This window comes from Streptomyces cinerochromogenes, from assembly GCF_014648635.1.
Taxonomy (GTDB): domain Bacteria; phylum Actinomycetota; class Actinomycetes; order Streptomycetales; family Streptomycetaceae; genus Streptomyces; species Streptomyces cinerochromogenes.
In genome coordinates this window covers 171,040-191,644 of the sequence record NZ_BMRM01000005.1, presented here as the reverse complement: position 1 = coordinate 191,644, position 20,605 = coordinate 171,040, and the positions used below count along the sequence as shown (strand labels likewise).

General features: G+C 74.2%; 20 protein-coding genes and 1 pseudogene. 11 read left to right on the top strand and 10 right to left on the bottom strand.

Annotated elements, in window-relative coordinates:
* Window positions 1-8 precede the first annotated feature (8 nt).
* Together IEZ20_RS12025 and rho are read right to left on the bottom strand one after the other, a co-directional pair.
* Window positions 9-890, bottom strand: a pseudogene (locus IEZ20_RS12025) (D-alanyl-D-alanine carboxypeptidase family protein); the annotation flags it as partial.
* A gap of 143 nt (window positions 891-1,033) precedes the next feature.
* The gene (gene rho / locus IEZ20_RS12020; RefSeq protein ID WP_189297429.1) at window positions 1,034-2,182 is read right to left on the bottom strand and encodes a transcription termination factor Rho; all 1,149 of its coding nucleotides are present in this window, start codon (window positions 2,180-2,182) and stop codon (window positions 1,034-1,036) included.
* A 458-nt stretch (window positions 2,183-2,640) separates the two neighbouring features.
* Between rho and IEZ20_RS12015 the strand changes: the two genes are divergently transcribed.
* The 4 genes from IEZ20_RS12015 to IEZ20_RS12000 all read left to right on the top strand — a co-directional run bounded on the left by IEZ20_RS12015 (window position 2,641) and on the right by IEZ20_RS12000 (window position 6,374).
* Window positions 2,641-3,933, top strand: a complete 1,293-nt coding sequence (locus IEZ20_RS12015) for a cytochrome P450 family protein (protein WP_189297427.1) — start codon at window positions 2,641-2,643, stop codon at window positions 3,931-3,933.
* Between the two features lie 27 nt (window positions 3,934-3,960).
* The gene (locus IEZ20_RS39610; RefSeq protein ID WP_229896026.1) at window positions 3,961-4,923 is read left to right on the top strand and encodes a collagen-like triple helix repeat-containing protein; all 963 of its coding nucleotides are present in this window, start codon (window positions 3,961-3,963) and stop codon (window positions 4,921-4,923) included.
* 123 nt (window positions 4,924-5,046) lie between these two features.
* A complete protein-coding gene (locus IEZ20_RS12005) occupies window positions 5,047-5,514 on the top strand; it encodes a hypothetical protein (protein WP_229896025.1) in 468 nt (155 codons plus the stop codon).
* A gap of 74 nt (window positions 5,515-5,588) precedes the next feature.
* Window positions 5,589-6,374, top strand: coding sequence for a class I SAM-dependent methyltransferase (locus IEZ20_RS12000; protein ID WP_189297425.1), 786 nt, complete (start codon window positions 5,589-5,591; stop codon window positions 6,372-6,374).
* Here the strand turns inward: IEZ20_RS12000 and IEZ20_RS11995 are convergent.
* Window positions 6,352-7,095, bottom strand: a complete 744-nt coding sequence (locus tag IEZ20_RS11995) for a GntR family transcriptional regulator (RefSeq protein WP_189297423.1) — start codon at window positions 7,093-7,095, stop codon at window positions 6,352-6,354. The two genes, IEZ20_RS12000 and IEZ20_RS11995, sit on opposite strands and share 23 nt — an antisense overlap.
* A gap of 365 nt (window positions 7,096-7,460) precedes the next feature.
* On the opposite strand from IEZ20_RS11995, the gene IEZ20_RS11990 reads away from it, so the two are divergent.
* Entirely contained in the window at window positions 7,461-7,664 is a 204-nt protein-coding gene (locus tag IEZ20_RS11990) for a hypothetical protein (protein ID WP_189297839.1), read from the top strand.
* Window positions 7,665-7,727: 63 nt separating this feature from the next.
* Here IEZ20_RS11990 and IEZ20_RS11985 read toward each other — a convergent pair whose 3' ends face one another.
* The 4 genes from IEZ20_RS11985 to IEZ20_RS11970 form a co-directional block, all read right to left on the bottom strand.
* Window positions 7,728-8,696 carry an acetylxylan esterase gene (locus IEZ20_RS11985; RefSeq protein WP_189297421.1) on the bottom strand — a complete coding sequence of 323 codons (969 nt, stop codon included), beginning with the start codon at window positions 8,694-8,696 and terminating at the stop codon, window positions 7,728-7,730.
* Between the two features lie 205 nt (window positions 8,697-8,901).
* Complete coding sequence (locus IEZ20_RS11980; RefSeq protein ID WP_189297419.1) at window positions 8,902-9,486, bottom strand: Rv1733c family protein; 585 nt, start codon at window positions 9,484-9,486, stop codon at window positions 8,902-8,904.
* Window positions 9,487-9,922: 436 nt separating this feature from the next.
* Window positions 9,923-10,678 carry a ferredoxin reductase gene (locus IEZ20_RS11975; protein WP_189297417.1) on the bottom strand — a complete coding sequence of 252 codons (756 nt, stop codon included), beginning with the start codon at window positions 10,676-10,678 and terminating at the stop codon, window positions 9,923-9,925.
* A complete protein-coding gene (locus IEZ20_RS11970; RefSeq protein ID WP_189297415.1) occupies window positions 10,671-11,276 on the bottom strand; it encodes a sulfite oxidase-like oxidoreductase in 606 nt (201 codons plus the stop codon). Before IEZ20_RS11970 ends, IEZ20_RS11975 begins: the two co-directional genes overlap by 8 nt.
* Before the next feature lie 287 nt (window positions 11,277-11,563).
* On the opposite strand from IEZ20_RS11970, the gene IEZ20_RS11965 reads away from it, so the two are divergent.
* On the top strand, window positions 11,564-12,292 hold the full coding sequence (locus IEZ20_RS11965) for a GNAT family N-acetyltransferase (protein WP_189297413.1): 729 nt from the start codon (window positions 11,564-11,566) through the stop codon (window positions 12,290-12,292).
* Window positions 12,293-12,362: 70 nt separating this feature from the next.
* On the opposite strand, the gene IEZ20_RS11960 is transcribed toward IEZ20_RS11965, so the two are convergent.
* Window positions 12,363-12,761: a MarR family winged helix-turn-helix transcriptional regulator gene (locus tag IEZ20_RS11960; protein WP_229896048.1), complete on the bottom strand. Its 399-nt coding sequence runs from the start codon at window positions 12,759-12,761 to the stop codon at window positions 12,363-12,365.
* A gap of 125 nt (window positions 12,762-12,886) precedes the next feature.
* Here IEZ20_RS11960 and IEZ20_RS11955 point away from each other — a divergent pair, with 125 nt between their 5' ends.
* The 3 genes from IEZ20_RS11955 to IEZ20_RS11945 all read left to right on the top strand — a co-directional run bounded on the left by IEZ20_RS11955 (window position 12,887) and on the right by IEZ20_RS11945 (window position 16,346).
* Window positions 12,887-13,960 carry an ABC-2 transporter permease gene (locus tag IEZ20_RS11955; RefSeq protein ID WP_189297409.1) on the top strand — a complete coding sequence of 358 codons (1,074 nt, stop codon included), beginning with the start codon at window positions 12,887-12,889 and terminating at the stop codon, window positions 13,958-13,960.
* A gap of 207 nt (window positions 13,961-14,167) precedes the next feature.
* Complete coding sequence (locus IEZ20_RS11950; protein WP_189297407.1) at window positions 14,168-14,971, top strand: putative protein N(5)-glutamine methyltransferase; 804 nt, start codon at window positions 14,168-14,170, stop codon at window positions 14,969-14,971.
* A gap of 475 nt (window positions 14,972-15,446) precedes the next feature.
* Window positions 15,447-16,346 carry an RNA polymerase sigma-70 factor gene (locus IEZ20_RS11945; RefSeq protein ID WP_189297405.1) on the top strand — a complete coding sequence of 300 codons (900 nt, stop codon included), beginning with the start codon at window positions 15,447-15,449 and terminating at the stop codon, window positions 16,344-16,346.
* Between the two features lie 55 nt (window positions 16,347-16,401).
* Here IEZ20_RS11945 and IEZ20_RS11940 read toward each other — a convergent pair whose 3' ends face one another.
* On the bottom strand, window positions 16,402-18,480 hold the full coding sequence (locus IEZ20_RS11940; RefSeq protein ID WP_189297403.1) for a SpoIIE family protein phosphatase: 2,079 nt from the start codon (window positions 18,478-18,480) through the stop codon (window positions 16,402-16,404).
* A gap of 321 nt (window positions 18,481-18,801) precedes the next feature.
* Here IEZ20_RS11940 and IEZ20_RS11935 point away from each other — a divergent pair, with 321 nt between their 5' ends.
* Window positions 18,802-19,683, top strand: coding sequence for a hypothetical protein (locus tag IEZ20_RS11935; RefSeq protein WP_189297401.1), 882 nt, complete (start codon window positions 18,802-18,804; stop codon window positions 19,681-19,683).
* A gap of 97 nt (window positions 19,684-19,780) precedes the next feature.
* Complete coding sequence (locus tag IEZ20_RS11930; RefSeq protein WP_189297399.1) at window positions 19,781-20,155, top strand: hypothetical protein; 375 nt, start codon at window positions 19,781-19,783, stop codon at window positions 20,153-20,155.
* Window positions 20,156-20,158: 3 nt separating this feature from the next.
* On the opposite strand, the gene IEZ20_RS11925 is transcribed toward IEZ20_RS11930, so the two are convergent.
* The gene (locus IEZ20_RS11925) at window positions 20,159-20,572 is read right to left on the bottom strand and encodes a tautomerase family protein (RefSeq protein ID WP_189297397.1); all 414 of its coding nucleotides are present in this window, start codon (window positions 20,570-20,572) and stop codon (window positions 20,159-20,161) included.
* Between the last annotated feature and the right edge of the window lie 33 nt (window positions 20,573-20,605).

Below are 20,605 nucleotides of genomic sequence, written 5' to 3'. Positions count from 1 at the left end.
TTGAGCACGCTCACCACGAGGGTGCGCCCGTCCCGGCGCGCCGCGGCCACCAGCGTGTTGCCCGCGTTGCTGGTGTAGCCGTTCTTGATCCCGATGATCCCGGGGTAGGGCGCCACACCGTCCTCGCCGGTCAGCAGCCGGTTGGTGTTCTCGATGGGGTACCACGACCCGTCACCGGGGAAGGGGGCCTCGACGGTGGCGCAGTAACGGGCGAAGTCGGGGTTGCCGAGGCCGGTCCGCCCGAACACCGCCAGGTCGTAGGCGGAGGACACCTGGCCGGGGGCGTCGTAGCCGTCCGGGGAGACCACATGGGTGTCGAGGGCGCCGAGCGAGCGGGCCTTGTCCTGCATCCGGCGGACCGTGGTCTGCCAGCCGCCGCCCAGCTGGGCGAGGACGTGCACGGCGTCGTTCCCGGAGCTGAGGAAGACCCCGCGCCACAGGTCCGCCACCGTGTAGGTGTGCCCCTCCTCGACGCCGACCAGGCTGCTGCCCTCGCCGACGTCCGCCAGTTCCTCGTACCGCACGGTGTGCTGCAACCCGCTGGGCAGTGCCGGCAGGACGGTGAGCGCGAAGAGGGTCTTCAGGGTGCTGGCGGGCGGCAGTTCGCGGTGCGCGTCGCTCGCGGCCAGCACCTCGCCGCTGCCCGCGTCGGCGACGAGCCAGGAGAGCGCCGAGACGTCCGGCAGCTGGGGCGTGTCCCGGTGCGGCCGGACCTGGACGCCGGAGTGGTAGAGCAGGGACGGCGCGGGCACCGCCGCCCGGGGACCCGGTGGGAGGGGCTCTCCGGCCCGGGGTCCGGCGGCGGCAGCGGCCGGCGTGAGCGCCAGCAGACCCGCCACACAGAGGGAGCAGGCCGACACAGCCGCGCGAGAAGAGAATCCGGTGACCATATGATCAACGTACGAAGATGGTCCGCGCGCACCACGCTGCCCGGGCCGTTCGGGTCTCCGGGCAACCCGGATGCCGCACCCGGCGCTCCTGCGGCACTCCTGTGGCACTCCCGCGGCGGTCCCGCGGCGTCCCGGGGCGGGACTCAGCCGGCCGGCAGGGTGGGCAGGATCTGCCGCAGGAACGTGGCGTTGTCGGGTGTGGCGCGCAGCCGCTCCAGCAGGGTCTCCAGGGCGGTAGGCCCGGCCTCGCGGGAGCGCAGGGCACGGCGCAGGCCGCGTACGGCCGTCAACTCGGCCGGGGTGAGGAGGAGTTCCTCCCGTCGGGTGCCGCTGCCGTCGATGTCGACGGCGGGGAAGACCCGGCGGCCGGCGAGGTCCCGGTCCAGGCGCAGTTCCATGTTGCCGGTGCTCTTCAGCTCCTCGAAGAAGTAGCCGTCGGCGCGGGAGCCGGTGTCCACCAGGGCCGTGGCGAGGATGGTGAGCGAGCCGCCCTCCTCGGCCTGGCGCGCGGCGCCGAAGAACCGCTTGGGTCCGAGCAGTGCGCCGGCGTCGACACCGCCGCTCAGGGTCCGGCCGCCCGCGGCGGAGGCGTTGTTGTGGGCCCGGCACAGCCGGGTCAGCGAGTCCAGCAGGACGACGACGTCCTCACCGGCCTCGACCAGGCGTTTGGCCCGCTCCACGACGAGGTCGGCGAGGGCGATGTGCTCCTTGGGCGACCGGTCGAAGGTGGAGGCGTACACCTCGCCGCGCACCGAGCGGCGCATCTCGGTGACCTCCTCGGGCCGCTCGTCCAGCAGCAGGACCATCAGCCGGCACTCGGGGTGGTTGCCGGCCACGGCGGCGGCGAGCTGCTGGAGCAGTACGGTCTTGCCGCTCTTCGGCGGGGCCACGAGGAGGCCGCGCTGGCCCTTGCCGACCGGTGCGAGCAGGTCGGTGACGCGTCCGGCGAGACCGGAGCCGGGGTGTTCGAGGCGGAGGCGCCGGTGCGGGTGGAGCGGCGTGAGGTCGCGGAAGTGCCGGCGGGAGTGCTGCTTCCCCAGGGCGCGCCCGTTGACGCGGGCGACGTCGGTCAGGGTGCGCTGCGCACCCCGGACGCCCTCGACCAGGTCGCCCTTGCGCAGCCCGTGCCGGCGGATCAGCGCCGGCGCGACCTGCGGATCGCCGGCGGAGGGGAGGAGGTGCGCGGCCCTCAGGTGCCCCTTCCCGTGCGCGTCGATGTCGAGGACACCGGTGACCAGCGGGGCGGACGGGGCCTGCGGGGCCTCGGGAAGGTGTTCGAGTGTGGTGGTCATGAGAAGAGGTCCTTTCACGGACGGAGAAGAGATGCGCTGCGAGGAGGGGGTGAGGCCGCGAGCGGGAGGCGTCTGCGACTGCCTCCGGGCGGTGGGAGCGGCACCCCGGGTACGGCGGCGAACGCCTGCCTGAGGTGGTGCTGGGAAGCTGACGCGCCGGGAGCCGGACATCCGGAGAACGGCGGGCGGATCAGCGAGAAGGGGAGAAACGGGCACCGGCGCCCACGACGGGCGTGCACAAGTGCTCACGGCACGGTACCACTCGACGGTGTGCCGCGTCCGTGATCGGGTCAACAAACCACCGGATCGGGTTATTCCGGCGTGGGACGGCCGCTGTTCGCGGGGTGGGACGGCCGCCGTTCCCGGGATGGGAGTGCCCGCTGTTCCCGCGGGCGGATGCCCGCTGTTCCGGGGTGGGATGATCGGGGGCCCCGTCCGGGAAACGTCAGGAGGATCCGGTGGACCCCTCTTCCGCCCGCACCCCGTACCGCCTCGACCCCGCCGGCGGCTGCCCGCACGCCGTCAACGCCCGGCTGCTGGCGCGGGGTGCCGTGGCCCCGGTCGAGCTGCCCGGCGGTATCGAGGGCATGGCCGTCCTGGGGCACGAGGCGCTGAGGGAGTTCCTGCAGCACCCCGACGTGGCCAAGGACGCCCGTCACTTCACGGCCCTGCGCGAGGGAAGGATCGCCGAGGGCTGGCCGCTGCTGACCTTCGCCACCGTCCCCGGCATGACCACCGCCGACGGTGACGACCACCGGCGGCTGCGCTCCCTGGCCGCCCGCGCCTTCACCCCGCGCCGTGTCGCCGGACTACGGCCCCGGATCGAGGAGTTGACCGACACGCTGCTCGACGGCCTGGCGCGCGCAGCCGCCGCCGGTGACGGGGTCGCCGATCTGCGGCGGCACTTCGCCCTCCCGCTGCCGATGGGTGTCATCTGCGAACTCCTCGGCGTGGACGTCGAGTTCCGCGACCGGCTGCACCGGCTCGGCAGCCAGGTCGTGGCCACGGACACCGGGCCCGACGAGGCCGTCGCCGCCAACCGGGAACTCGTCGCCGTCCTGACCGGGATCGCCACGGCGAAGGCGGCACAGCCCGGCGACGACCTCACCAGTGCGCTCATCGCCGCCCGGGACGAGGGCGGCGACCGGCTCGGGCAGCACGAGCTGATCGGCACCCTGCTGCTGATGGTCATCGCGGGCCACGAGACCACCCTCAACCTGATCACCAACGCCGTACGCGCCCTGTGCGCCCACCCCGAGCAGCTCGCCCTGGTGCGCGCGGGCGAGGCGAGCTGGGCGGACGCGGTGGAGGAGACGCTGCGCTGGGACGCGCCGGTCAGCTACTTCCCGTTCCGCTATCCCGTGCGGGACCTGACCGTCGCCGGCACGCCCATACCCGCCGGCACCCCGGTGCTCGCCGGTTACTCCGCCGCCGGCCGCGACCCGGCGGCGCACGGACCGGACGCCGACCGCTTCGACCTCACCCGCCCCGCCCGGCCCGGTGCCGTGCGTCACCTGTCCCTCGGCCACGGCGCCCACTACTGCCTGGGCGCACCCTTGGCCCGGCTGGAGGCCACGGTCGCGCTGGAGCGGCTGTTCACCCGCTTCCCGGCGCTCGGACTCGCCGTGCCCGAAGCCGATCTGGCGCCGCACGCGGGGTTCGTCGGCAACAGCGTACGGAGCCTGCCGGTGCGGCTCGGACCGGAGCAGAAGTCCGCAGACCGTAACGATCCCGGACGTCGGGGGACTTGACCGCCAACCTTGTACTATCTTCACGACATGTCCACGCCACCGCAGCCCCCGCAGCCGGCCGACCAGCCCGCGCAGCAGCCCCAGCCGCCCGCGCCGCAGCCGCCCGCGCCGCAGCCGGCCGTGCCGCCGCAGCCGACGGCCTACCCGTACCCGAACCCGCAGTCACCCCCGCCGGGAGCCTTCTACGCCCAGCCCACGCTGGTCGGCCACCCCGCGCCGGGTCAGCCGGGACTGCCGGGGCAGCCGGCTCCGGGACAGCCAGGACTCCCGGGGCAGCCGGGACTCCCGGGTCAGCCGCAGCCTGGGAACCCCTACGTGCAGTCGCCCTACGGACCCGTGCCGCCCCCGCCCCCGGCCGGCGGCGGAGGAGCCGGCCGGGCGGTGCTGTGGGCGGCCGTCGGCGCGGTGGTGGCGTCCGCCGCCTGGGCGGCCGGTGTCTTCCTCGTCGGAGGGAAGGGCGACAGCGCGGACCTGCGCGGCTACTCGGCGCCCTCCAACCTGTGCTCCGGTGCCGACTACTCCTCCTTCAAGGACGAGTACACCGAGAACGACTCCTCACCGACCCACAACGCCCTCAAGGACGGGGCGCTGGACGAGAGTTACTGCAGCCTGAGCCTGAAGAAGCCCGGCTCGTCGTACGCGGACGCCTACCTGACCCTCCAGCTGGACCTGCACAAGAAGACCGAACCCGGGCCGGAGTTCACCGCCACCTGGAAGAACTACGGGGAGAGCCACACGGGTTACGACGTCGACCCGGTCGAGGGCATCGGCGACGAGGCCTACCTGGTCAGCCAGGACACCACCAACGGCTCCTCCAGCGGCTCGCGTTACGCCACGCTCGCCGTCCGCGACGGCTGGATGACGTACACCATGAGCTACAGCACCTACCTCACCTCCTACGACGAGGACAAGGACCCGCCCGCGCTCACCGACGTCACCGACTGGCTGAAGACCGACGCGAAGGCCACGCTGCGCCGGTTGCAGGGCTGAATCCGCACGGCACGGGCGGGGCGGGTCCGGTGCCGTAACCCGCCGTACCGGCCGATCGCCCATGGGGGTGGTGATATCCGGCGGCGCGGGCCGTGAGCCGGGGCGGTGCGGCACAGTGGGCGGGTGCCTCGCCGACTTCTCCCGCTGCTGGCGGCGGCGCTGATGGGCCTCGCCGGCTGCACCACCGTCAGCTCCGCCCCCGCCCCCGACGCCGCCCACCCCCGGCAGTCCCTCGCGCCCGCCACGGCCGTACGCCCCTCGGTCCTCCAGGAGCCGCTGAGGGAGCCGTCCGGGAAGGCGGCACTGGTACGCACCGGCCACGCCCACCGGAACCGGCCCGGGCCGGCCGCCGCGCCGAGGCGGAACCCCGGCCCCGGCCGCGCACCGGTGTCCGCTCCGCCGCGCCGGGCCGCCGCCCCGCCGGCGCGACACCCCCGCCCGGAGCGCAGGCCCCCCGCGCGACGCCCGGCCCCGCGCCCCCGCCCGGCCCCCCGGAAGCCCCCCACGGACCAGATGCGCGCGCTGTGCCGGCAGGCGGACGGCGTGGCCGCGCCCGGAATCGTGAAGCTGTGCCACGACACCTTCGGCTGAGGAGCGCGGCCGGGACCGCCGCAGCGGGCCCGCCGCCCCTGCCGCCGCACCGGCCTGCGGCATAGGCTGGCGCCATGTTCGGTCCCGAAGGCCCCACGCTCCGCGAACTCGCCGTGCAGGCCCTGTCGTCCGTCGAGCACGGCTACGACCTGCTCGCGCCGAAGTTCGACCACACCCCCTTCCGGACACCCGACGCCGTGCTCGACTCCGTGGCCGAGGCGCTGGCGCCGCTCGGCCCCTTCGAGGAGGGGCTCGACCTGTGCTGCGGCACCGGCGCCGGGACACGGGTGCTGACCGGACTGTGCCGCCGCGGTGTCACCGGGGTCGACTTCAGCGCCGGCATGCTCGACATCGCCCGGCGACGGGTGCGGCCCGCGGACGGGCCCGGGATCGCCTGGGTGCGCGGCGACGCCCGGGCCCTGCCGTTCACGGCCGCTTTCGATCTCGTCGTCTCCTTCGGGGCGTTCGGCCACTTCCTGCCGCGGGAACTGCCCGGCCTGTTCACCCAGGTCCGCTCGGTGCTGCGGCCGGGCGGCCGGTTCGCCTTCCCGGTGTTCGCGCCGCCCCGCCCGGCCCGCCCCGGCTTCTGGCTGCTGTGGGGCTTCGACACGGTGATGCGGGTGCGCAACGCGCTGTGGCGTCCGCCGTTCGTCATGTACTACCGGGCGTTCCGACTCGGCACCGTGCTGGGCGAGTTGGAGCGCGCCGGCCTGACGGTCGAGCTGGGTGTCCTGCCCGGGTTCGGGCGGCGAGCCGACGGCAGCCCGCGCGCCCGGCTGGTGGTGGCCCGCCGAGCCGACGCCCCGCCTAGGGAGGTCAGCGCCCCGCCTGCGGGGGTCAGCCGGCCGCGGGGAGCGTGAACTCGTAGACCAGCGCGTCCTGTTCGGCGTTCACCACCAGGTCGGTGATCTCCAGCGGGCGGGCGTACTGGTCGTGGACGCGCCGGGTCACCCGTACCGAGGAGGCGTCGCCGACCTGGGTGATGGAGTCCCGGTGGTGCAGGGCCAGCCCGGCCTTGCGCATCCAGTCGTAGGCCCGTCGCAGCTGGGCGGGCGTCGCCCCGTCGGCCCGGTCCCGGTACCGGGCCAGCTCCGCCACCTCGGTCAGCACCACCGCCGAGAACGAGGTCACCGCCGTCCGCAGCGAGCGGCCGTCCGGTGTCACCGAAAGGTAGCGGTGGACCAGGGTCGGCCGGTGCGGGGCCAGCCCGAGCGCCCGGGCGTGCTCCGGCGGCGGCGCCTCCCAGGCCACCGTCGCCCGGTCGACCGCACACGGGTCCGCAGGCCGGGCGCCCACCGGGAAGGTGAGCGACTCCGGCGTCTCGACCGGCCGGCCGGGCAGCGTGGCATGGCTGCCCCGCCGGTCCGTGGCGACCAGGCCGTTGCGGCGCAGCACCTCCAGCGCCTGGCGGACGGTCTCCCGGCTGACCCCGTAGCGCGCGGCCAGGTGCCGCTCGCCGGGCAGCCGTTCGCCCGGCGGAACGGTGCCGTCGCGCAGTTCGTCGAGCAGCAGCGCGGCGATCCGCCCGTACAGGGGCCGGACGTCGCTGGGCGGGGGATCGTGCGGGGTGGTGCGGGCCATGCCGCGCCCTCCTGTCGGTGACAACACGTAGTCGTGCGGGCTCGTTGCGCGACCACAATTAGCATTGGTCTAAACCACGAGGGAAGGGCGGTCTGCCGGTTCGACCGAAATCCGCCCGCACGCGCGCCGGTCACCAGCCCTCGCGACGTCCGCTGCGAGGGCGTGGGGGAGGGCGCCGGCCGCTGCGGTTCTCCGGGGGTGACCGGCGAGGTGGATGACCGAAAAGCCCGCGGACGCGTGGGATGCGTGACGTTTCCGGGCGGGGATCGCATGACGTTCCTGCGGGGACGCGTGACGATCCCGCGCGGGGGCCATGAGTACGGGTACTCATGCGCGGGCCGGCGGCGCGCGTCTACCGTCTCCGGGTGCCCGAGAACCCGACACCGCGCCCGGCCGCCGACGGCCGGGGCGGCTGGTGCTGCCTGCTGCTGTGCGTCGCTCCGCCCCTGCTGTGGTTCATCGCGGGCCGGTTCCTGCCGGAGCGGCTCCTCTGGTACCCGATCTGGCTGGCCGCCGTGGTGTGGAACGGGCCGGACGGCCACGGCGGCATCAGCCACCTGCTCGGCTGAGCGCCGGCCCGCAGGCGGTCGGCGCCCGGCGTCTCAGGCGGTGGCGTCCCAGCCGGTGGCGTCTCAGGCGTACGACCGGAGCCAGCGCACCTGCGCCGCCTCCTGGAACGGGCCGCCGCCCTCGTGGTCGTTGAAGTCGTACACCTCGATCGTCTTGTCCTCGTGCGCCCACGCGTTGAACGCCGCGAACACGGTCGACGGCGGGCAGGTCTGGTCCTCCAGGGCCGCCGAGAACAGGGCCGGTGCCCGGCCCCGGGCCGCGAAGTGCACGCCGTCGAAGTAGGAGAGCGTACGCAGCACGTCGGCCGAGCGGCCGCGGTGCGTCTTGAGGAACAGGCCGATCTCCCGGTACGGGTGACGGTCCGTCAGGAAGACGGCGCGCGGGAAGTCGCACAGGAACGGCACGTCCGGGGCGACCGCCACCACGTCGGGGACCAGCGCGCCGACGGCCAGGGAGATGCCGCCGCCCTGGCTCTCGCCGGTGACCGCGGTCCGCGCCGCGTCGGTCAGCGGATGGGAGCGGGCCGCCTCGACCGCGCGGACGGCGTCCGTGAACACCCGGCGGTAGTAGTAGTTCTCCGGCGCGTCGATGCCGCGCGTCATGTACCCGGGGTAGGCGGGCGCCGCGCCCACCGGGTCCGGCGTGCCGCCCCCGCCGCCCCAGCCGCTGCCCTGTCCGCGGGTGTCCATGGTGAAGTGCGCCCGGCCCGTCGAGGCCCACAGCAGGTTCTCGTGCGGCAGGCCGCGTCCGCCGCCGTACCCGAGGAACTCCACGACCAGCGGCAGCGGTTCCGTGGCCCCGGCCGGCAGGCGCAGCCAGCCCTTGACGGGGTGGCCGCCGAACCCGGCGAACGTCACGTCGTACACCTCGACCGTGGACAGTCCGGTCTCCACCGGCTCGAACCGCGCGCCCAGGTCGTGTTCGCGGGCCTCCTGCAGCGTCTTGTCCCAGAAGGCGTCGAAGTCCTCCGGTGCCGAGGACTGGCTTCGGTACGCGCGGAGTTCGTCGAGAGGCAGGTCGAACAGAGCCATCAACAACCACCTTTGAGAAGGGACCCTACGGAGCCTCACCGTACGTGGGTGGTCGGATGACTCGCCAGGGTCCGGCGGGGACGTGGCTCGGTTCGATCGCTCCGCGGCGGGGCGACTCACCGCTGGTCCAGCGTTGAGTAAGCGCTTGCTCCGGATGCTCGGCCAAGTGGTCCGTCACGGCCTCAGTGGTCGGGTCACCCGTCCCTCACGTCCGCGGCTGGGTCCAGCGCGGGCCCGTCCGGGCCCACTCCCGCTCCCACTCGGCCAGCCGGTGGCGCAGGGCGATCCGGCGCTCGACCGCGTGGCCGAGGAGCACCACGGTCGCCGTGCCGCCCGCCGCGCACAGCCCGATGGTGACCGCGTGCTGCCAGACGGCGGCGTCGTCCGGCGGCGGGGCGACGTTGCGGCCCCGGGAGTCGAACCACACCGGTACCGGCTCCCCGGCCCGCGTCCCCGCGGGCACCCGGGCCCACGCCGTCCGGACGCCCTTGCCCGGCTCGGTCCAGCGCACCTGGGCGCGGTAGGGGTTCCGGCGGTCGCTCTGCACCTCGGACACCCGCTCGGGCACGTCGCCGATCACCACGGCCCGCACCTGGTGGCGTTCGGCCCGCTGGGCCGCGGCCAGCGCCCGGGCCTGGTCGTGCGCGTGCAGGCCCGCGGCCACGCCGACCAGGGGCGCGACCACGAACAGAAGGACGGCGACCACCAGCACCGTCCATGCCTCCACGACGTCCGACCGGCGCCGCAGCGGATTGCGCCGCCAGCGCCAGCCACGCACCCGGGTACGCATGTCCACCTCCTCGCCACCGCCGGAGCCGGAGAGCCGGTGGAGCCGGGTCTCCGCTCCACCGCCCCCACCGCTCACGTACACGAGCGCCCACACCCGTCTCGTACCCCGTTCGGCGCACCTCGCGCATGCCGTGAACCGCGAGTTCCAGCCCATATGGCGCACGGTACGCGCCTCGCGCCCCACGATCGCGCGGCGTACCACGCCGCGCGACCCGGACTCCGGGCCCGCCCCCCCGGGGCTCCGCCGAACACCGAGGCGACCGCTTCAGCCGCACCCCGGCGTCTCGGTCTCGACCGAACCCCGGGCCGCCCGCCTCAGCCGAACCCCAGGGTCTCCGCCTGAGCCGAACCCCAGGGTCTCGGTCTCAGTCGACCCCGGGCCGCCCCTCTCGGCCGGACCCGGGATTCCCGCCTCGGCCGACCCCAGGGGACCGGCCTCAGCCGAACCGCTCGATCCGGATCCGCTCCACCGGCTGGCCGGCCGCGACCAGCAGCCGGGACGCGTGCTCGGCGAACGCGTTGGACCCGCACACATAGGCCTCCCACCCATGAGAGGGTTGCTCGGCCAGGAGCGGCGCCACATGTGCGGCCGTCATACGTCCCACCGGCACCCCGGGCGGAGCGCTGCGCGTGAACACGGGCGTCGTCTCCGCGCCCAGCTCGGCCGCGTAGATCAGCTCCTCGGGGCTGCGCGCCGACACCAGCATCCGCAACGGGACACCCAGGTCGCGCGCCCGGTGGTACCGCACCATCGACATCAGCGGTACGACGCCGGAGCCGGCCCCGAGCAGCAGCGCGGGCCGGTCGCCCGGCCAGGCGAAGAAGCCGCTGAGCGGACCGCGCACCTCGACCGTGTCACCGGGCCGGGCCACGGTGTGGAACCAGCCGGAGACCTCGCCGTCCGGCACCCGGTCCAGGGTCAGCTCGATGTGGCCGGAGTCGTCCGGCGCGGACGCGATCGAGTAGTGGCGCTGGGCCGCATAGCCGTCGGCGGCGGTCAGCCGCAGCATCAGGTGCTGGCCCGGCAGATGCCCCGCCCAGCCCGGCACCGCCAGGCGGAACGTGGCCGCGCGCGGCGTCTCGTGCCGGATCTCCGTCAGGGTGGCGGTCTGCCACACCGTCGCCGCCTGCTCGCTCACGGTGATCCGCCCGGGTACCGCGAAACGCGTCAGGGGAGTCGTGGTCTCAGTCACCGGAGTACCGCTGCTCCTCCCAGGGGTTGCCGCGCGCGTGGTAGCCGTTGCGCTCCCAGAAGCCCGGTTCGTCGTGGTCCATGAGCGTGATGCCCGCGATCCACTTGGCGCTCTTCCAGAAGTAGAGGTGCGGCACCACCAGCCGCGCCGGGCCCCCGTGCTCCGGCGGCAGCGGTGCGCCGTCGTACTCCCAGGCGATCCAGGCCCGGCCGCCGGTGAGGTCGGCGAGCGGCAGGTTGGCGGTGTAGCCGGTGTGGGAGCGGGCGAGCGCATGGGTGGCGGACCCATGGGGCCGCACCACATCGAAGAACGCGTCCAGCGAGACCCCGCCGAACCGTACGCCGAACTTCGACCAGCCGGTCACACAGTGGATGTCGCCCGCGTACGCCGACGCCGGCAGCGCGTGCGCGGCGTCCCAGTCCCAGGTGTACGGGCGGTCGACCAGGCCGTCGATGCGGAAGGACCAGTCGGCGGGCGCGAGATCGGGGGTGACCTCGGCGGACAGGACGGGCCAGTCGTCCCGCGCGTCGTACTGCCCGGGCGGCAGCCCCGGGTTGTGGACGCGCGGACGGCCCGTGAAGCCTCGCGTGACGTTCATGGTTCAACCGTACGCTGTCGCTCCGCGTGCTCCGGCCGTGGCCGACACCCCCTTGTTGCTGCCGTATGAACGCGTTGCGGCCGTATGAACTCTGCGCGGGGCAGGGAATACCGGCCCCGTGCCGCTCCTTGCCGATCGGTGCCGGCGGCCGTGGTGCGCCGGTGACAGCACAAGGGAAGCGAGGGAACGAGGATGCCCCAGGCGTACGCCTTCTCGGTCTTCACGTCGGTGACCGACGTGACCGTGGCCGAGGTGACCGAAGTGACGGAGACGGCCGAGGTGACCGGATGAGCGCCCCGCGCGGCCGGCACGTCCTCGACAACCCTGCCCTCGCCTCCCTGACCGGTCCGCACGCCCGCTTCGCCGAGCGGCGGGGGCGGGTGCTGCGCTATCCGGTCGACGTCTCGCCGTGGCTGGCGCTGCCCGACGAACCGGAGGAGCGGGACTGGGCGGACCTCGCCGCGCTGGCCGGCCCCCACGCCGAGATCCCGCTGCCCGGTTTCCGCGGGGAGGTCCCGCAGGGCTGGGAGATCACCGAACGGGTCGAGGGAGTGCAGTTCGTGGACGACGGGCTCGCCGCGGCGCCGGATGCGGAGGCGGTCCGCCTCGGCCCGGCGGACGTGCCCGAGATGCTCGGCCTGGTGGCCCGTACCCGGCCGGGACCGTTCCTGCCGCGCACCGTGGAGCTCGGCACGTACCTGGGTATCCGCCGTGACGGCGCGCTGGTCGCCATGGCGGGGGAGCGGCTGCACCCGCCGGGCTGGACCGAGATCAGCGCGGTCTGCACCGACCCCGCGTTCCGCGGCGAGGGCCTGGCCACCCGGCTGATCCTCGCCGTCGCGCACGGCATCCGCGAGCGCGGGGAGACGCCGTTCCTGCACACCAGCGCCAGGAACACCGGCGCCATCCGCCTGTACGAGTCCCTCGGTTTCCGGCTGCGCCGCCGTACGGCGTTCCTCGCGGCCCGGGCTCCGCGGCGGCCGGCGGACGACCGCGCGGCGGTACCGGTGCCCTGAACCGGCGGCGGTGCCGTGGCCCGGCACCGGTGCTTTGGCCGGCACCGGTGCTGTGTCCCGGTACCGGGGCTCACGCCGGGTCCGGGTCGCCCTGCCCCGCGTTGTACCGCTCCAGGTACGCCGCGAAGCGGACCAGGTCCTCCTCCGGCCAGCCCGCGAGCCGCTCCCGGAAGGCGGCTCGGCGGCTGCGGGTGACCTGGGCCAGGATCTCCTGGCCGGCCTCCGTCAGGTGCAGCACCTGGACCCGGTGGTCCTCCGGGTCCAGCCGGCGCTCGATCAGCCCGGCCCGCTCCAGCGCCGCCACCTGGCGGCTCACCGTGGACTTGTCCAGGGCGTAGTGCGCCGCCAGGTCCGTCGCCCGGCAGCCGCCGCGCTCCTCCAGGTGGCCGAGCAGGGTGTACGACACCAGGGACAGCTCGGGGTGCATACGGCCCGCCGAGGCACGGGCCCGGCGGGCGAAGATGGTCATCTCGCGCTGGATCGTCTCCACGGCCGACTCCGCTGCGCTCACGGGAATACCTCCTCCGGCTTTCTAGTTGTATAGTACAACTTGAACAGGAAGTTGTATAAGCCAACCATTGGAGGTCGCGCGCGATGAGGTCACCGGCACTGCGCCATGTGCTCACGCACCTGATCACCCCGCTGCTGATGTGCATCGGCATGGGGCTCGCGTACATGGGGGCGTTCGTCACCCCGGAGCCGAACCACCTGCCGGTCGCCGTCGTCGGCACCGCCCCGAAGGCCAAGGTCTTCGCGCAGACGGTCAAGGACACCGCGGGGGACAAGCTCGACGTCCGGACGGTCGCCAGCCGCGCGGACGCCGTCGACCTGCTCCGGTCCCGCGAGGTGACCGGCGCCTACGTGCCGAGCGCCAAGGCTCCCGAGCTGCTGGTGGCGAGCGCGGCCTCCGACATGGGCGCCACGGCCGTGGAGAAGGTCTTCACGCCGGTCGCCGCCCGGGCCGGGGTCCCGCTGAAGGTCACCGACGTCGCCAGGCCCGTGGCCGACGACCCCACCGGCCAGGGTCTGTTCTTCCTGCTGATCGCGGTCAGCATCGGCTCCTACGCCTCGGTCGCCGCCCTCGGCGCCGCGGGCGCCGCCCTGGCGATGCGCGTCCGGGCCCTGCTGGCGCTCGGCGTCTCCGCCGTGGTCAGCGGCATCGGCGCGCTGCTCGCCGGGCCGGTGTTCCACCTCGCCCACCACGACCTCGCGGGCGTCTGGGGCATGGCCTGGCTGTACTCGGCGGGCATCCTCTTCATCGGCGTCGGCCTGCACACCTTCCTGAAGCGGTGGACCACGCTGACCATGATGGTGCTGTTCGTGATGCTGAACTTCACCAGCTCCGGCGGGTTGTTCCGGCCCGAACTGCAGAACGGGTTCTTCGGCACCCTGCACGCCTTCTGGAACGGCGCCGGTTTCGTCGAGGGTGTCCGCAGCCTGCTCTACTTCGGCGACGACGGCCTCGCCCGCACGGTGTGGACCCTGGTCGCCTGGCTGCTGGCCGGCCTCGCGGTGACCGCCGTCGCCGGCCTGTACGAACGCGCCCGCCGCACCCGGCAGGCCCGGCAGGACGCCGAGGCGGAGGCCGCGCGGGAGGCGGCGCGGACGGCGGGGGAAGAGACCGAGGAAGAGGCCGAGGAAGAGATCGAGGAGACGGTCGGCGTCTGAACACCGCGTCACCGGGGGCCCGTCGGGGGCCGTGGGGTAAGGTGGCCGTCCGGTCGCGGACGTGTCGCGGCCCCGAGGGCGAGGAGGTGAGACCCATTACCGCTGTGTCGGCTGGGGTGCTCTCTCCTCGTGACGGCGCGGTACACCGGCAGCGGTGACCGCGGGAGCGCCCTGAAGGCTTCGCGCTCCCGAAAGGTCCCGGCTTCCATGCCCACCCCCGCACCGTTCCCCCCGCTCTCCCCGTCCTCCCCGGCCGCCGTCGTCTCCGTGTTGCGTGCCGCCGGGTGCGTCTTCGCCGAGGACGAGGCCGCGTTGATCCTCGCCGCCGCGCGCACCCCCGAGGAGGTGGCCGGCATGGTGGACCGGAGGGCCGCCGGGCTGCCGCTCGAACACGTCCTCGGCTGGGCCGAGTTCCACGGGCTGCGCATCCTCGTGGAACCAGGGGTCTTCGTGCCCCGCCGACGTACCGAGTTCCTGGTCGACCAGGCACTGGCCGCCGCACCGGACGCCACCGTGGTCGTGGACCTGTGCTGCGGTTCCGGTGCGCTCGGCGCGGCCCTCGCCGCCGCCCTGGACGGTGCCGAGGTGCACGCCGCCGACATCGACCCGGCCGCCGTCCGCTGTGCCCGCCGCAACCTCGCCGCGTCCGGCGGCCGGGCCCACCAGGGCGACCTGTACGACGCCCTGCCCGCCGGCCTGCGCGGCCGGGTGGACGTCCTGACGGCCAACGTGCCCTACGTCCCCACCGCCGAAGTGGCCCTGCTGCCCGCGGAGGCCCGCGACCACGAGCCGCCGGCCGCGCTGGACGGCGGCGCCGACGGACTCGACGTGCTGCGCCGGGTGGTCGCCGGGGCCCCCGCCTGGCTCGCCCCCGGCGGCTGCCTGCTGACGGAGACCAGCGAACGCCAGGCACCCGCCGCCCTGCGGGCCTTCGCCGACGCCGGTCTGACGCCCCGTCTGGCGGTGGACGAGGACCGGTACGCGCATGTGGTGATCGGCGTACTGCCCTGACCGTGCCCCCGGCGCCGCCGCGCAGTCGCCGACGACGCGGATCCGTTCGTCGTCCGCACTGCGCAGGTACGCGCCCACGAGCGCGCGGCCCTGCGGGGCGACGCCGAGGCCGCTGCGGGCCGCGAGGCCGGGGCGGCCGGAGACGACCGCCCACGGGGTCAGGCCGTGGGCGGGCACCATGCCCGGACCGAGGCGCACGGCGCCGCCGCCGACCTCGGTGACCTCGTTGTCCACGACGTGACTCCCGGCGATCCGGTTCGCCGCCGGCGTGCCCGCGTAGCCGGCACCCACCACCGCCCCCTTCGTCCCCGGCGTCCTGTCGGATGTCCGTGTGACCGGCCGGTCAGGAGGTGCCGGGGGGCGGATCTGATGACCCTTCGGTGTGGCGTGTCTCACATGCCGGGCGTGTCATGGAACGGCGGGGCCGGGCGTCGTATGTGCGGCACATTCACGAGCGAAGATCCGGGAGCCGAGCATGAGCGAGGACGGCCACCGTCCCGACCCCGCCACCGAGGCGTTCGTCACCCACCGCAACCTGCTGTTCACCGTCGCCTACGAACTGCTCGGATCGGCCGCGGACGCGGAGGACGTGTTGCAGGAGACCTGGTTGCGCTGGGCCGGCGTCGACCTCTCCGCGGTCCGGGACCGGCGCGCGTACCTGGTCCGGATCACCACCCGGCAGGCGCTCGGCCGGCTGCGCGTGCTCGGCCGGCGCAAGGAGTCGTACGTCGGCCCCTGGCTGCCCGAGCCGCTGCTGACCGCGCCGGACGTGGCCGAGGACGTGGAACTGGCCGACAGCATCTCCCTGGCGATGATGCTCGTCCTGGAGACGCTGGGACCCGCCGAGCGGGCGGTGTTCGTGCTGCGCGACGTCTTCGACCTCGGCTACGACGAGATCGCCGAAGCCGTCGGCAAGAGCCTTCCCGCGGTCCGCCAGATCGCCCACCGGGCGCGCGCCCACGTCGCCGCGCGCCGCCCGCGCGGTGCCGTCTCGGCGGCCGAGACCCGGGCCGCGCTCGGAGCCTTCCAGCGGGCGGTCGAGACGGGCGATCTGCAGGGCCTGCTCGACCTCCTCGCCCCGGACGTCGTCGCCCTGAGCGACGGCGGCGGCGTCAAACAGGCGATGCCGCGGCCCGTCGTCGGCGCCGAGAAGGTGGGCCGCCTGCTGGCCGCCGGCGTGGCGGTGTGGGGCCCCGTCTCGACGGTGCAGCGGACCGAGGTCAACGGCCACCCCGCGCTGATCCTGCGGGTCGACGGGGAGATCGACCTGGTCGTGGCGCTGCGCATGGACGACGGCCGCGTCACCGGCATCTACACCGTGCGCAACCCCGAGAAGCTCACCCGGATGGAACGGGCGACCGCCGTGAGCCGCTGAGCCGCTGAGCCGCTGAGCCGCTGAGCCCTGAGGGCCGCTGGGACCGCACGGGCCGTCACGGCAGCGGCTGTGCCCGGGCGATGAGCAGGGCCACGTCGTCGTGGTTGTCCGGGTGGTGCAGCGTGCGCAGGAGGAGGTCGCAGGCCTCCTCCAGCGGACGGGCCGGGTCGTCCAGCAGGGACAGCAGGGTGGCCAGGCGCTCGTCCAGCGAGTGGCTGCGGGTCTCCACCAGACCGTCGGTGTAGAACACCAGCTCGTCGCCCGGTTCGAAGTCGACCGTGACGGTGGAGAAGGCGACCCCGCCCACCCCCAGCGGCACCCCCGTGGGCAGGTCCAGCAGCTCCGCCGGGCGGCCGGGCCGTACCCGGACCGGCGGCAGGTGGCCGGCGTTGGCGATCCGGCACTGGCGCAGATGCGGGTCGTGGACCGCGTACGCGCAGGTGGCGATGGAGTGGTCCAGCGCCGAGGTCGTCTTGTCCAGGTGCTCCAGCAGCCGGGCCGGGTCCAGGCCCAGGGCGGCCAGCGTGGTCGTCGCGGTGCGCAGCCGGCCCATCGTGGCGGCGGCACTGATCCCGCTGCCCATCACGTCACCCACGACGAGCGCGGCCTTGCCGCCCTCCAGCGGGATGACGTCGAACCAGTCCCCACCGACCTCGATGGTGGCTCCCGCCGGCTGGTAGCGGGAGGCCACCTCCAGGCCGGTGGTGACCGGGGGGTGACCGGGCAGCAGGCTGCGCTGCAGGGTGAGGGCGGTGTCGCGGGCGTTCTGGTACCAGCGCGCGTTGTCGATCTGCACGGCCGCCCGGGCGGCCAGCTCCCGCGCCAGCAGGACGTCGTCCTCGCCGAAGGGCACCGGATTGCGGGTGCGCTTGAGGTCGAGCGCGCCCAGCACCTCGCCGCGCGCGATCAGCGGCACCGCCAGATACGAGTGCAGGCCCGCCCGGCCGAGCAGGACGGCGGCCTCCGGGGAACGGGCGATGCGCGGCAGGTCCTCGTCCTTGACGTGCGGCACCAGCACCGCCTCGCCGGTGCGCACGCACTCGGTGACCAGGCGGTCGGGCGCGTACCGGGCGATCTGGCCGGGCGGGTCGGCGGCGCGCACGGCGTCGGTGCCGTCCGCCGGACGCAGCGCGAGCGCCCGGATCACGGCGGCCTCCGAGGGGCCCAGGGTGCTCTGCCGGCCGTCGACCACCGCGTCCAGCAGGTCCACGGCCGCGACGTCCGCCAGCTCCGGTACGGCGACCTCGGCCAGCTCGCAGGCGGTGCGCTCCAGCTCGAGCGTGGTCCCGATCCGGGCGGAGGCGTCCGCGATGACCGCGAGCCGGCGCCGCGCGGCCTCCGCCTCGACGGACGCCCGGTGCTGCTCGGTGATGTCGACCATCGAGACCGCCACGCCCAGCACCGTGCCCGTCGCGTCCTCCAGCCGGTACAGCGAGTGCGCCCAGGTGTGGTCCTCCTCCGGGTCGGCGGGGGTACGGCCGACCAGCGTCTCGTCGATCAGGGGCGTCCCGGTCTCCAGGACCCGCCGGGCGGCGGCCTCCACGGGAGAGGCGTCCAGCGTCGGCAGCACCTCGCGCAGCGTCCGGCCCACGTGCTCGGCGGCCGGCACCCCGTTGATCCTCTCCAGCGCCGGGTTGACCGACACGAACCGCAGCTCGGTGTCGAGCACGGCGTATCCGATCGGTGACTGCTTCACCATGCGCTCGGACAGCGCCACGTCCTGCTCCAGCCGCCGTACGGTCGACTGGTCGGCGGCGAGTCCGAGCGCGTACACGTCGCCGCGGTCGTCCAGCAGCCGCATGTTGCGGAACTCCACCAGACGGGTGCTGCCGTCCTTGTGCCGGACCGGGAAGCCGCCGGCCCAGCTCTGCCCCGTGCGCATCACGTCGGCGAAGAGCTGGCCGACCAGCCGGCTGTGCCGTTCGTGCACCATGAGCCGGGCGGCGTACTGGCCGAGGGCCTCCGCGGCGGTGTAGCCGAACAGCTCCTCCGCCTGCGGGCTCCACAACACGATCCGGCCGTCGGTGTCCAGCACCACGGACGCCACGCCCAGGACGTCGAGCAGCCCGCCCGGGGGCACCGGCCCGCGGGCGGGTTCGCCGCTCTCCATCGCCGGAGCCTCGGCTGCACTCATGCCACGCACCGCCCTCGCCCGTCCGCACGGCACGCCGTCCCCCGTGCCGACTCCCCTTGTTCTACCGCGCTCACACCCGACTCTCCGACGCCTGTGCCCGACTACCTCCACCATCTCTCACCCCGGCGCGGAGCGTCCGCCGAAGCCGCCGCGCCGCGGCCGCGCGCGTCGCGGGGCCCCTGCCCAGACCGTACAGCGATGTCCGGCGGGCCGTGAGAGTTCACACACAGGGTGCGTGATTGGCCTGTACATGACCAGCACGCCACGCCAGACTGTCCGCCGACCGAGTGCCACCCCCACGCCCCGTCCGAGGAGTCGGCCATGCCCGCGTCCGCCCGGCAACGCTGTCACGCAGTCCTCGCCGGACTCGTCACCCTCGCCACCGCCGCCGTCGTGTCCCTCGCCGCGCCCACGCCCGCGGGTGCGGCCGACGTCTGGACCGAGACCGGCTCCGACCGCGCCGACCCGCTGACCGAGAGCCAGGGCCTGACCTCCGTGGAGGTGCCCGCGGGCAGCCCCAACCACTACACCGGCATCGGCACCATCCCCCTCGGCGTCTCCAGCCGCGGCTGGAACCACGTCGGCGACCCCGACACCTCGTACGACGGCCACTCCATCGAGCCCTACCAGCGGGACTCCGGCAACTCCAAGATGTTCCGCGTGCGCGCGCCCGGCGGCACCTGGTCGGAGTACGTCCACACGCTCGGCGCGGGCGAGGCGCTGAACAACTCCTGGGTCGCCGTCTCGCCCGACGGCCAGTGGATGCTGTCCGGCGAGTGGGGCACCATGACCCGCCTGCTCGTCTTCCCGACCCCGGGCGTCAACCCCTCCACCTCGCCCGCGGAGAACCTCCCGCAGGCCTCGACCGTCCGCCTCGACCACGCCGTCCGTGACGTCCAGGGCTGCGACTTCTCCGGCCCGACCACCCTGCTGTGCTCCTCCGACGACCCGGAGGGCAGTCTCTTCGGGATCACCAAACCGCTGCTCCAGATCGACCTGTCGGCCGCGCCGAACGGCACCTCGGACGTCTCCGGCCATGTCACCGGGCTGCGCCGGCTGCCGCTGCGCAGCTCCTGCTCGGGCGCGTTCGAGGCGGAGGGCATCGACTACGACCGCCGCACCGGCACCCTGCGCGTGATCGTGATCTCGCCGGGCTTCTGCGTGCTGACGGACAGCAAGACGTACAAGTTCTCCCGCGGCTGAGGTGTGCCCGGCGGCCGGTGGTGCTTTGCTGAGGGGATGGACGCGGTGCGGCGGGGTACTCCGTTCCCTCGCAGCGCGGCCATGAAAGGAGCGATCAATGGCAGACACGGAGCGGTCGCACCCGGAAACCGTCTCGGTGGAGATCAGCGGATATTCCAAGGACGACGCCCGGCTCGTCTTCGAAGCGCTCAGCGCCTGCTTCGCCTCCGACCGGGCGCCCGAGGAGGTACCGCAGCAACTCCACGAGACGCGTCCGATGGTGTGGCTCGGCACGTACGACGTCGCGGACGCCCGCGGCGGGGGCTGCCCGCCCGTCCACCTCGGATCCCCCGTCCAGGCGGACGTGCAGGGCAGCTACTGGGCGGTGGAGCGCTTCCGCCACACCCTGGACTCGATGTTCAGCGTGCAGGAGACCTGCACGGCCTCCGGCGACCAGGAGCGGGACCTGCACCTGCGCCTGGAGAGCCGCTGAATCCTAAGGCAGCGCCCCGGCCGGCCCCTCGCCGGCCGGGGCGTACTGTGCCAGGCCGTGACCGAAGGACCAGTCGGCGTCGCCGTTCTCGGTCAGGGTGACGAACACGTTGCGCGGCTCGGTGCCGGTGCGCTCGTGCACCAGCTCGGCGATCCGCCGGTACACGGCCCGCTTGCGGTCCGCGTCGCGCCCCGCGCGCAGCGTGATCGCGACGAAGACGAGCGAGTCGTCCCGGCGGATGCCCAAGTAGTCGCCGTGGCGCACGGTGCTGGTGACACCGTCGTGGCCGGTCAGCACCTGGAAGCGGTCCTCGGGCGGGATGCCCAGCGTCTGCACCAGAGCGTCCTGGACGGCCTGGCCGAGCGCGTCGAGGCGGGCGGGGTCGGTGCCGAGCGTGTCTATGCGGACGAAGGGCATGCGGGAACGTCCTTTCGGGGCGGTCGTGGGCAC

Excerpts from the sequence above, each read along its gene's own strand:
- rho (WP_189297429.1), bottom strand. The coding sequence starts at position 2,182 with ATGACCACCACACTCGAACACCTTCCCGAGGCCCCGCAGGCCCCGTCC.
- IEZ20_RS39610 (WP_229896026.1), top strand. The coding sequence starts at position 3,961 with ATGTCCACGCCACCGCAGCCCCCGCAGCCGGCCGACCAGCCCGCGCAG.
- IEZ20_RS12000 (WP_189297425.1), top strand. The coding sequence starts at position 5,589 with ATGTTCGGTCCCGAAGGCCCCACGCTCCGCGAACTCGCCGTGCAGGCC.
- IEZ20_RS11995 (WP_189297423.1), bottom strand. The coding sequence starts at position 7,095 with ATGGCCCGCACCACCCCGCACGATCCCCCGCCCAGCGACGTCCGGCCC.
- IEZ20_RS11985 (WP_189297421.1), bottom strand. The coding sequence starts at position 8,696 with ATGGCTCTGTTCGACCTGCCTCTCGACGAACTCCGCGCGTACCGAAGC.
- IEZ20_RS11980 (WP_189297419.1), bottom strand. The coding sequence starts at position 9,486 with ATGCGTACCCGGGTGCGTGGCTGGCGCTGGCGGCGCAATCCGCTGCGG.
- IEZ20_RS11970 (WP_189297415.1), bottom strand. The coding sequence starts at position 11,276 with ATGAACGTCACGCGAGGCTTCACGGGCCGTCCGCGCGTCCACAACCCG.
- IEZ20_RS11965 (WP_189297413.1), top strand. The coding sequence starts at position 11,564 with ATGAGCGCCCCGCGCGGCCGGCACGTCCTCGACAACCCTGCCCTCGCC.
- IEZ20_RS11960 (WP_229896048.1), bottom strand. The coding sequence starts at position 12,761 with ATGACCATCTTCGCCCGCCGGGCCCGTGCCTCGGCGGGCCGTATGCAC.
- IEZ20_RS11955 (WP_189297409.1), top strand. The coding sequence starts at position 12,887 with ATGAGGTCACCGGCACTGCGCCATGTGCTCACGCACCTGATCACCCCG.
- IEZ20_RS11950 (WP_189297407.1), top strand. The coding sequence starts at position 14,168 with ATGCCCACCCCCGCACCGTTCCCCCCGCTCTCCCCGTCCTCCCCGGCC.
- IEZ20_RS11945 (WP_189297405.1), top strand. The coding sequence starts at position 15,447 with ATGAGCGAGGACGGCCACCGTCCCGACCCCGCCACCGAGGCGTTCGTC.
- IEZ20_RS11940 (WP_189297403.1), bottom strand. The coding sequence starts at position 18,480 with ATGAGTGCAGCCGAGGCTCCGGCGATGGAGAGCGGCGAACCCGCCCGC.
- IEZ20_RS11935 (WP_189297401.1), top strand. The coding sequence starts at position 18,802 with ATGCCCGCGTCCGCCCGGCAACGCTGTCACGCAGTCCTCGCCGGACTC.
- IEZ20_RS11930 (WP_189297399.1), top strand. The coding sequence starts at position 19,781 with ATGGCAGACACGGAGCGGTCGCACCCGGAAACCGTCTCGGTGGAGATC.
- IEZ20_RS11925 (WP_189297397.1), bottom strand. The coding sequence starts at position 20,572 with ATGCCCTTCGTCCGCATAGACACGCTCGGCACCGACCCCGCCCGCCTC.